This window comes from Vibrio sonorensis (genome assembly GCF_001854765.1).
GTDB classification, from domain to species: Bacteria; Pseudomonadota; Gammaproteobacteria; order Enterobacterales; family Vibrionaceae; genus Vibrio; species Vibrio sonorensis.
This window is the reverse complement of sequence record NZ_LJJE01000044.1, coordinates 1-7,795: the sequence shown is the minus strand read 5'-3', so window position 1 is coordinate 7,795 and position 7,795 is coordinate 1. Positions and strand designations below refer to the sequence as shown.

At 40.2% G+C, this 7,795-nt stretch carries 3 protein-coding genes and 9 pseudogenes; 5 read left to right on the top strand and 7 right to left on the bottom strand.

Features of this window, described 5'->3' with window-relative positions:
• Positions 1–257, bottom strand: a pseudogene (locus BLO31_RS08675) (transposase); the annotation flags it as partial.
• Between the two features lie 76 nt (positions 258–333).
• Between BLO31_RS08675 and BLO31_RS23455 the strand changes: the two are divergent.
• A pseudogene (locus tag BLO31_RS23455) lies at positions 334–456 on the top strand (IS5/IS1182 family transposase); the annotation flags it as partial.
• A 59-nt stretch (positions 457–515) separates the two neighbouring features.
• Here BLO31_RS23455 and BLO31_RS23070 read toward each other — a convergent pair.
• Both BLO31_RS23070 and BLO31_RS08665 read right to left on the bottom strand, forming a co-directional pair.
• Positions 516–774, bottom strand: a pseudogene (locus tag BLO31_RS23070) (IS481 family transposase); the annotation flags it as partial.
• Between the two features lie 34 nt (positions 775–808).
• Complete coding sequence (locus BLO31_RS08665) at positions 809–1,924, bottom strand: tyrosine-type recombinase/integrase (protein ID WP_245688440.1); 1,116 nt, start codon at positions 1,922–1,924, stop codon at positions 809–811.
• Positions 1,925–2,537: 613 nt separating this feature from the next.
• Here BLO31_RS08665 and BLO31_RS25150 point away from each other — a divergent pair.
• From BLO31_RS25150 to BLO31_RS23060, 3 genes and pseudogenes are all read left to right on the top strand, one after another.
• A pseudogene (locus BLO31_RS25150) lies at positions 2,538–2,714 on the top strand (IS5/IS1182 family transposase); the annotation flags it as partial.
• Positions 2,715–2,982: 268 nt separating this feature from the next.
• Entirely contained in the window at positions 2,983–3,423 is a 441-nt protein-coding gene (locus BLO31_RS08660; RefSeq protein WP_070964692.1) for a winged helix-turn-helix domain-containing protein, read from the top strand.
• 176 nt (positions 3,424–3,599) lie between these two features.
• Positions 3,600–4,129 (top strand): annotated as a pseudogene (locus tag BLO31_RS23060) (IS5 family transposase); the annotation flags it as partial.
• A gap of 238 nt (positions 4,130–4,367) precedes the next feature.
• Here BLO31_RS23060 and BLO31_RS08655 read toward each other — a convergent pair.
• The 4 genes and pseudogenes from BLO31_RS08655 to BLO31_RS24370 form a co-directional block, all read right to left on the bottom strand.
• Positions 4,368–4,961: a TfoX/Sxy family protein gene (locus BLO31_RS08655; RefSeq protein ID WP_070964689.1), complete on the bottom strand. Its 594-nt coding sequence runs from the start codon at positions 4,959–4,961 to the stop codon at positions 4,368–4,370.
• Between the two features lie 58 nt (positions 4,962–5,019).
• Positions 5,020–5,658, bottom strand: a pseudogene (locus BLO31_RS08650) (IS30 family transposase); the annotation flags it as partial.
• Positions 5,659–6,037: 379 nt separating this feature from the next.
• Positions 6,038–6,403: pseudogene (locus tag BLO31_RS23055) on the bottom strand (hypothetical protein).
• A gap of 99 nt (positions 6,404–6,502) precedes the next feature.
• A pseudogene (locus tag BLO31_RS24370) lies at positions 6,503–6,830 on the bottom strand (IS5/IS1182 family transposase); the annotation flags it as partial.
• Between the two features lie 461 nt (positions 6,831–7,291).
• Between BLO31_RS24370 and BLO31_RS08645 the strand changes: the two are divergent.
• Positions 7,292–7,795 (top strand): annotated as a pseudogene (locus BLO31_RS08645) (hypothetical protein); the annotation flags it as partial.

The window sequence follows — 7,795 nt, the reverse complement described above, 5'->3', positions numbered from 1 at the left end:
TGATTTCGTTGTGCTCTTCAAGCTCCGCGATCCGTTTCTTTAACTCTCGGATTTCAATCTGCTCTGGCGAGTGGTGAGGCCTTTGGCGTAATGCCGTTCCGCTCTTGTTTGAGCTGCCTTACCCACCTTTCCATAGCCGACCTGCTCACATTCATGGCTTTGGCCGCTTCATCAACTGAGTACACTTGGTCAACGACCAATTGCGCTGCCTCGAGTTTGAATTCTGGGCTGAAAGTTCTTCTCGTGCGTTTTGTCATAGTTCCACCTGTTGTGTACGAGGTGCATCTTAACACCTTTAACCAGGTGGCCAAATTCACTATGCCACTACAGGACCGATATAAAGGGCTAACAAGCGGGACATTGAGTTCGAGATGTGACAACAACGCTCAGGTGGGTGAAATTATGGCGAATGTCAAAGCTATAAATAAAGTCATAAGACTAGGTATGCCCGTTAGAAGCGAACGGCTAGTCGCATATGGTATCATTGTTCTTCAAGCTGATTTGATCAACAACGCAGTGTCCATCTGGACTCTATCACCAGGGGACTGGGCGCTCGTATCTTTGGAAATATTTGTTAAGTCGATAAGTTACTATCAGTTTAACAGAAGCTTCAGATAACACTTTATGGATAGTCGCTGTGCTTAGGTGTACTTGGTGAAATTGGATTAGTTTTGTTGGTCTGGAAATACCACAGCGTCGACAGACAAGGCCTGCATTACCACATTTCTCATACATCTTTACCCACTGTAGACTTTGCTGAATTTCCCTGTCCATAGACATCCAGTATAGTTGAAAGGATGTCTATGAATCACACTCTTTTCTTTTTTTGTTGACTCTGTTTGATGAACCGTTTGGCCATAACCGAGTCTCCCGCCAATATCAGGCCACCATATCTTAATACCATTTCTTCAGAGCACCATCCTGCGGCCTGTTGTATCTGCGGCGTAGACCAGCCCTCTGAGAGGAGATCTTGCGTGGCCCCGACTCGTGCACTATGCCCAGACCAAAGCTTGTCGCTTTTAGTACCCATTGCTTTTGCAGCCCTTTTAAAGATGCGAATAATCATTTTCGGAGAGACCGGCTTTCTAGCGGCTTGCTTGAATGATAGACCTTTGCATTCAGCGCTTGACAGTTTGGTCCTCTGTATCAAGTAAGCCCCCTTGCCTGAATAAACATTGGGGTGCTTGAGATAGCGCTGGATTAGCGACACGGTATCGGGGGGCAGGTAACGATACTCCATTTCTCCTGTTTTGTTGGTTTTAGTGATGTAGACACGAACAGCGGCGGAGCCATCCGCCGAAAACTGGACATCGTCAATGAGCAAGTTCTCAATATTTTGTTTTCGCAACATTGAGTCATAACATATCGACAGTGTTACCAGATCGCGTAGTTGGGTGATGGTCGCCTTATCGTGCCCCCAACACTCAACCAGCTTATTTAAATCATCACTTCGAAAAGCAGCGGCTTGTTTAATGAATTCGCGCTTTTGTACTTTATCATTGATAATCTGTGTAAGGCGATTTCTTACATTAGGATGTTTCGTTGGGTTTGGGCAACCGGAAATTTCATGCGTCTTAGATATCGCCCATAGTTGAACTTTTAAAGTGTTACGGTGTAACCTGATGGACTCGCTAAGTAAATACTTGTCTACCGTGTGGTGAGTACTGGGCAATGCACAAACGCCGTTGCTTGAACACCAGTCAACATAACCTGCCCACGCTGACCGTAAACGTTTTACGCTTTTGGGCCGCAGTGCCCCAGAACGCTCAAAAAATTCCTGCTGGTAGTATTCGATTGCCGAGCGAACCGCCGGATGTGTTTCCACATCAACTCCATCTTTCTTCGCCTGCGCGATACGGCCAGCAAACTCTTCTGGAGAAACCTCTTCCAGATCATGGACAACTATCGGCATTAAATGGGTCACACCACTTTCCTTATATTTACAATACGTCTGAGAATTCGAGTTCTAGGACGTATTGTAGATCAATATAAACCCGATAGTATCATTTGGTGTTTGCTTTTAACGGAGACGACTAACGACTTCGATTAGGAACAATCGCGTAATAAAGCATTTAATCTTTCCAAATGAGTGGAATTCTATCTATATTAGGCCGATGCATGGGAGCATTTAGTGATTGAAGTATTAGGAGAAAATACTTAGATAGATGCTTGAACGCACAGACTTCGATCTCCGTCCGGTTTAGTCTTCTGTACGAATTGCGCAAAAAAGCCCCTTTCCATTTCAAGGTTGATAGGTGTCGTTGCCTAAATCAGCTGAACCTGTTTCAAGTCTTGCGATCGGATCCTTTGTCATGGTTAGAGCGGCGGTGACATGGGTAAAACAAAAAAGAAGATCAGGGTACAATAAGGCTTTGTACAAACGGCGCTCGGTTAGGTTCTGGATGGACGATTCAGTCGTAGATGCACGATTGTATTAGTAAACGCTCGAAGACAGTTCTGGTCAAATGTCGCAATCGGGCTAGAGGGGCGATTCGCCATATAGCCATTGATTCGACGGTTTTGATAAAGGTGAGTGAAAAGCCGTGTCTGGTTGTCACTATCGCTCAATATCTGAGGCCGCAATGTCTCGATGCAAGAGACTAACAAGCGGGACATTGCGTTTGCGAAATTACCACGCTTAAGTGGGCGAAATCATAGCGAACGTCAAAGTTATAAACAAAGCCATCGGACCAGACACACCCGTCAGAAACTAACGGCTAGTCGTATATGCTATCATTGTTCTTCAATCTGATTTGATCAACACCGCCATCTGAGGGCAGGCTTGTAAAGTATAAATTATTGATATTGTTTATTTTTATCTTTTATTTTTTATCAAAGGATAAAGTCTCATAATGGGGACGAAATGACATTTTGTATTATTTTTAATAAAATAATCAATTGGTTTGTTTTTATTGTTTCGTATAGAAAATATTTAATTAAAATAAATTTGTTATTTTTACTGGCGAAGATAAAGGTGAAAAAATGAAAAATAATAAATACAATTTCTTTATTGATTCTGAATCCCAAGTTGTAATAAAAGATGGAGTGCACTATAAGATTAGTAGGTCTGAGTCAAATATAATAGAACACTTTAGGATTAATAATAAAGGTCTAACAAAAACAGAGTTAACGAAAATTGGATGGCCCAATAAGATCGTTAGTGAAAATTCCGTATGCGTAGCATTAAGTAATATTAGAAAATTATTTAAAACTATTTTTCCAAAATCAAAAAATGGCTTAATAGTAAGAAGAACTGACATTAAAGGAACATCTTATTATAATGTTGATGATGATTTTAAAATATTAAATACAAAAAAAAATAAAATAGAACCAATCAATCACTTTAGTTTAAGTAAAATATCAACTTACTTTGTGGTGATATTAACAACCTTTTGCTTTTTTGTTTTATTGAAAATAATATAACAATTTATACGTTTGGGTGTTATATAGTGGTACTACATTGCCTAAAGCAGCTGAACCTGTTTCAAGTCTTGCGTTCGGATCCTTGGTGATAGTTAGAGTGGTGGTGACATGGGTAAAGCGAAAAAGAAAGTCACTAACTGGGCGAAGGACAATAAGGCTTTGTGTAGACGGAGCCCAAAGTCTTTGATGAAGGTGAGTGGAAAGTAAAAGTAAAAAAAGCTTGGTTCAGAAAAACGCAAAACATGGCGTAAGTTGGACTTAGCTGCAGACGTGGACAGTTACGAAACGACTAGTGCAAGAGTCAGGTTGGCGATAGTGAAGTGCTCCCCACATTACTCAACCCTTTACATAGAAAGGTTCATACCGTATCTTCTGACGGAGCATATGAACAAAAAGTTGTCATGAAACCCTGAAAAATAATGGCAGTACTCCGTTGATACCACCTCGAAAGAATGCAGCACATTGAGAGAAAGGTCATCCCAGAAACGAAGCAGTAACGGCTGTGAAAAATGGGACAATAGCGGAGTGGAAAGCCGTGTCTGGTTATCACTACTGCTCAATATCTGAGACCGCAATGTCTCGATACAAGGGACTAACAAGCGGTACATTGCGTTTGCGAAATTACCATGCTTAAGTGGGCGAAATCATGGCGAACGTCAAAGTTATAAACAAAGCCATCGGACCAGACACACCCGTCAAAAAGTAACGGCTAGTCGTATATGGTGTCATTGTTCTTCAAGCTGATTTGATCAACAACGCCTCTTTAAGGCTTAAGTCTATACAGACACACAAAATTAAGGACACTCCCCTTACTTGTAGATACTATCTGTTCTACTTAAATTTTTTTGTTTAATGATAAGCCCACCCTAGTGGAATTTATCACTCCCAAATTCATCGGCTTTGTGGTTCTATTTATTGGTAATCGGTCGATCCAAAACTTACTTTTATAAAACTTCATTCATAATCTCAATTGTTCTACTCTTAGGAATTAAAGAGTAGTGCACACCTTTTATAGCACCTTCGATTCTACTTAATACCTTAAAATTGCAACTGTTCACATATTTTTTAGATAGTTTTTTACATACGTTAACCGTTCCTAAAGCTACTAAATCAGATGAACTATATATACCGATACTGTTTAATTTCTTTTCCATGTGTACACCAATATTTGGTAAATATCTAAGCTTTTCAGTGTCATGTTTTAAACTATCATGGTAAGTGAAGCAAATTGATTTAATTATTATGGACATTAACTTTAACTCATCAGTATAATACAATTCGTCTAACAAATAAAAATGATTTTTCTTAACCATTTTCGATTCAGGCATTTCCAATCTTTTCATCCCACCATCTTCGAATTGTTCCCTCATCAACCCATTTGCTTTTATATATAGTTCTCCATTATGAACCACCCCAAACATAACCCCCCAAGCAAACATGCCATTCATACCAAACATAGACTTGTACTCTAAAGAATGTATATGTTTTTTAAGTACTTCTTCGTTAAAAAAACACGACAATTTATCTTTCTTTTTCATAGATACCCCCTGGCTGTATATTCCCGAATTAAACTGCGAAGTGCGACACTCTCCAATATCAATCCGCAAACGCCATTTGGTTCAATACAATAGCTGGCTGTTTAAAGCCTAAACACTTTCTTGGGCGAAAATTTATTCGCCACAAAGCGAAATCTATATCACTGTCTGTCACCGTCGATAGGTCGGTTCCTTTTTTCACATATTGTCTTAATAGACCGTTTGCATTCTCATTAGCCCACGCTCCCAAGAGCTGTAAGGATGAGCGAAGTAAACTTTAGCCTCTAACTCCTTTGCAATCGTTTTATGCCCTGCAAACTCTCGCCCATTATCAGCTGTAATGGTGTGTACGTGTTTCTTGTAAGGCATGAGTCAATCTATTGTAGCCTTGGTAACATCCTCAGCTGATTTACAAGGCTCTTTCTTTACCGCGTAAAATCGAGTTTTACGCTCTAAAATACTCACCATAGCACCCGTGCCATGTTTACCTAGCACGGTGTCAATTTCCCAATCGCCAAACCGCTCCTTACTATCTACGATACTTGGTCTGTCATCAATCGAGACGGCTTCCCTGATTGCAGGCGATACCGCTTATGGCCTTGTTTCAAGTGGCGAACAATTTACCACCCAAGCGTTTATCACGAGCAGAAAAACGATAGCTCCACTCATGACTGACTTTCGTCAACACATTGGAAATCTGGTATCGTCTGTTCTCGGTCAACTGCTAATAATTCATGGTAGTACTGCTTGTTTCTTTGGCGAGACAAACGTACCACTTTGAGTTCTACACCTTTCCAAGAATGTCGCACTTAAATATGGAATCGAGTTAACATCAACTGTAAATCACACTAACATCAATTTAATTTACAGCAACTTAATATATATAATTATTTTATTAAAAAATATATTAAGTGGAATTTAAGGGGTGACAAAGTTATTGTTGTAGGCGACTATTGATTAGCAAGATTAATCAAAATTATGAGTATTTTATGAAAAAAATTAGATTTAGAACTTTTACTTAACAGGGCGTTGTTGATCAAATCAGCTTGAAGAACAATGACGCCATATACGACTAGCCGTTACTTTTTGACGGGTGTGTCTGGTCCGATGGCTTTGTTTATAACTTTGACGTTCGCTATGATCTCGCCCACTTAAGCGTGGTAATTTCTCAACCGCAATGTCCCGCTTGTTAGTCTCTTGCATCGAGACATTGCGGTTTGAGATGTTGAGCGATAGTGACAACCAGACACGACTTTTCACTCACCTTTATCAAAGGCTTTGAGGCTCGTCGAATCAATGGCTATATAGCGATTCGCCCCTCTAGCCCGATTGCGACATTTGACCAGAACTGTCTTCGAGCGTTTACTAATACAATCGTGCATCTACGACTGAATCGTCCATCCAGAACCAAACCGAGCCCCGCTTGCAAATGCCTTATTGTACACTGCTCAGTTAGTGATCTTCTTTTTCGCTTTACCCATGTCACCACCATTCTAACTATCACCAAGGATCCGAACGCAAGACTTGAAACAGGTTCAGCTGATTTAGGCAACAACGCCAGTATCAGGCGTACCCAGCCCGGCAAACTTTTTCAGCGCTTTAAACATGCAAAGGTGTCGCCGACCTGAGCATCTTAATCCTCTTCGTAGCAACTGCTTCATACGATACGTGGCTAGTCTGAGAGGGAGAGAGGGTGGTAACCATACCGCTTTTCCCACTTCTTGTTAGAGCCGCAGAGCTTTTGGCAACCCGCTACTAAATTGCGAGGATGTACCCGCTCTCAGAAGACAACCCTTCGCTTGGTGGGATAAGCGGAATGGCAAACTTACTCTTTATGGCCTCATGACAATCCCTCGTGTCGTAAAGCCCCTCGAGTACAGACGGCGACGGCTAAATGCAGCGTTATTATTTGTTTTATAACAAGGTTTCAGCATAAGGCTAAGAGGATTAAGCGGGTAAGATTGTAACTTCCTTATTTAGTTCCATCGAATTGCGCAATAAATCCTTTCTGTTAAGGAATATACGCAATTTTCATGCTAAGTAGAATGATTATTATGTTATTAACAAAAAAATAAAATATATTAAAATTTAATTTAATAATTAATGAAACACTTAGGTCTTCCTCTATATTATTTATTTTTAATAAAATAAATATAGTACCTATTTTTTTTATATTGACTAAAACTATCTATTATCCTTGTTTCCTACAATTCCTAAAATACAAATTGTATGACCTCGTTCTATAAAGCTAGACAGAACTTACATTTCACTGTTTTGTTTTAATTTTAATATAAATGTTTTGACATTTTTGATAGATCTTTGGAGATTTCGTTTTGTGCAAGATAAAATCACGTTTTTTAAAATGGTTATTGGTTTTTTTCAGTGTGGCTCTACCGGCACTACTTTTGACTGGTTGCAATACAGACAATTCCGGAATCTTTAAGTCTTTTTCTCAACTCAATGAAAGTGGCATTACGTCACTTAAGTTAGAAGTAGCTCCTGAATCCATCCGGCGGGGTAGCTCTCAGCTGTCCTTTGCTCAGGGAGATACTTTTCTATTGCGGGTTATTGCTATACACGCTGATGGAAGTAAACGCGATGTGTCGAAAAAAGTAGCATGGGAGTTGTCCAACTCTAATATGGTGAAGATGGCTAAAAACCAAGTCAGCGTTATGGAATCAGGTTTGTTTTCAATTTCCGCTAAATTATTGAATGTTAGCAGCAATACTCTATCCCTCACGTTTACCAACGCGGTGGTGACCAGCATCCAACTCACCCCCGCCACCGTCAGCGTGGCCAAAGGGCAAAGCCAAAAACTGACCGCCACCGCCACTTAC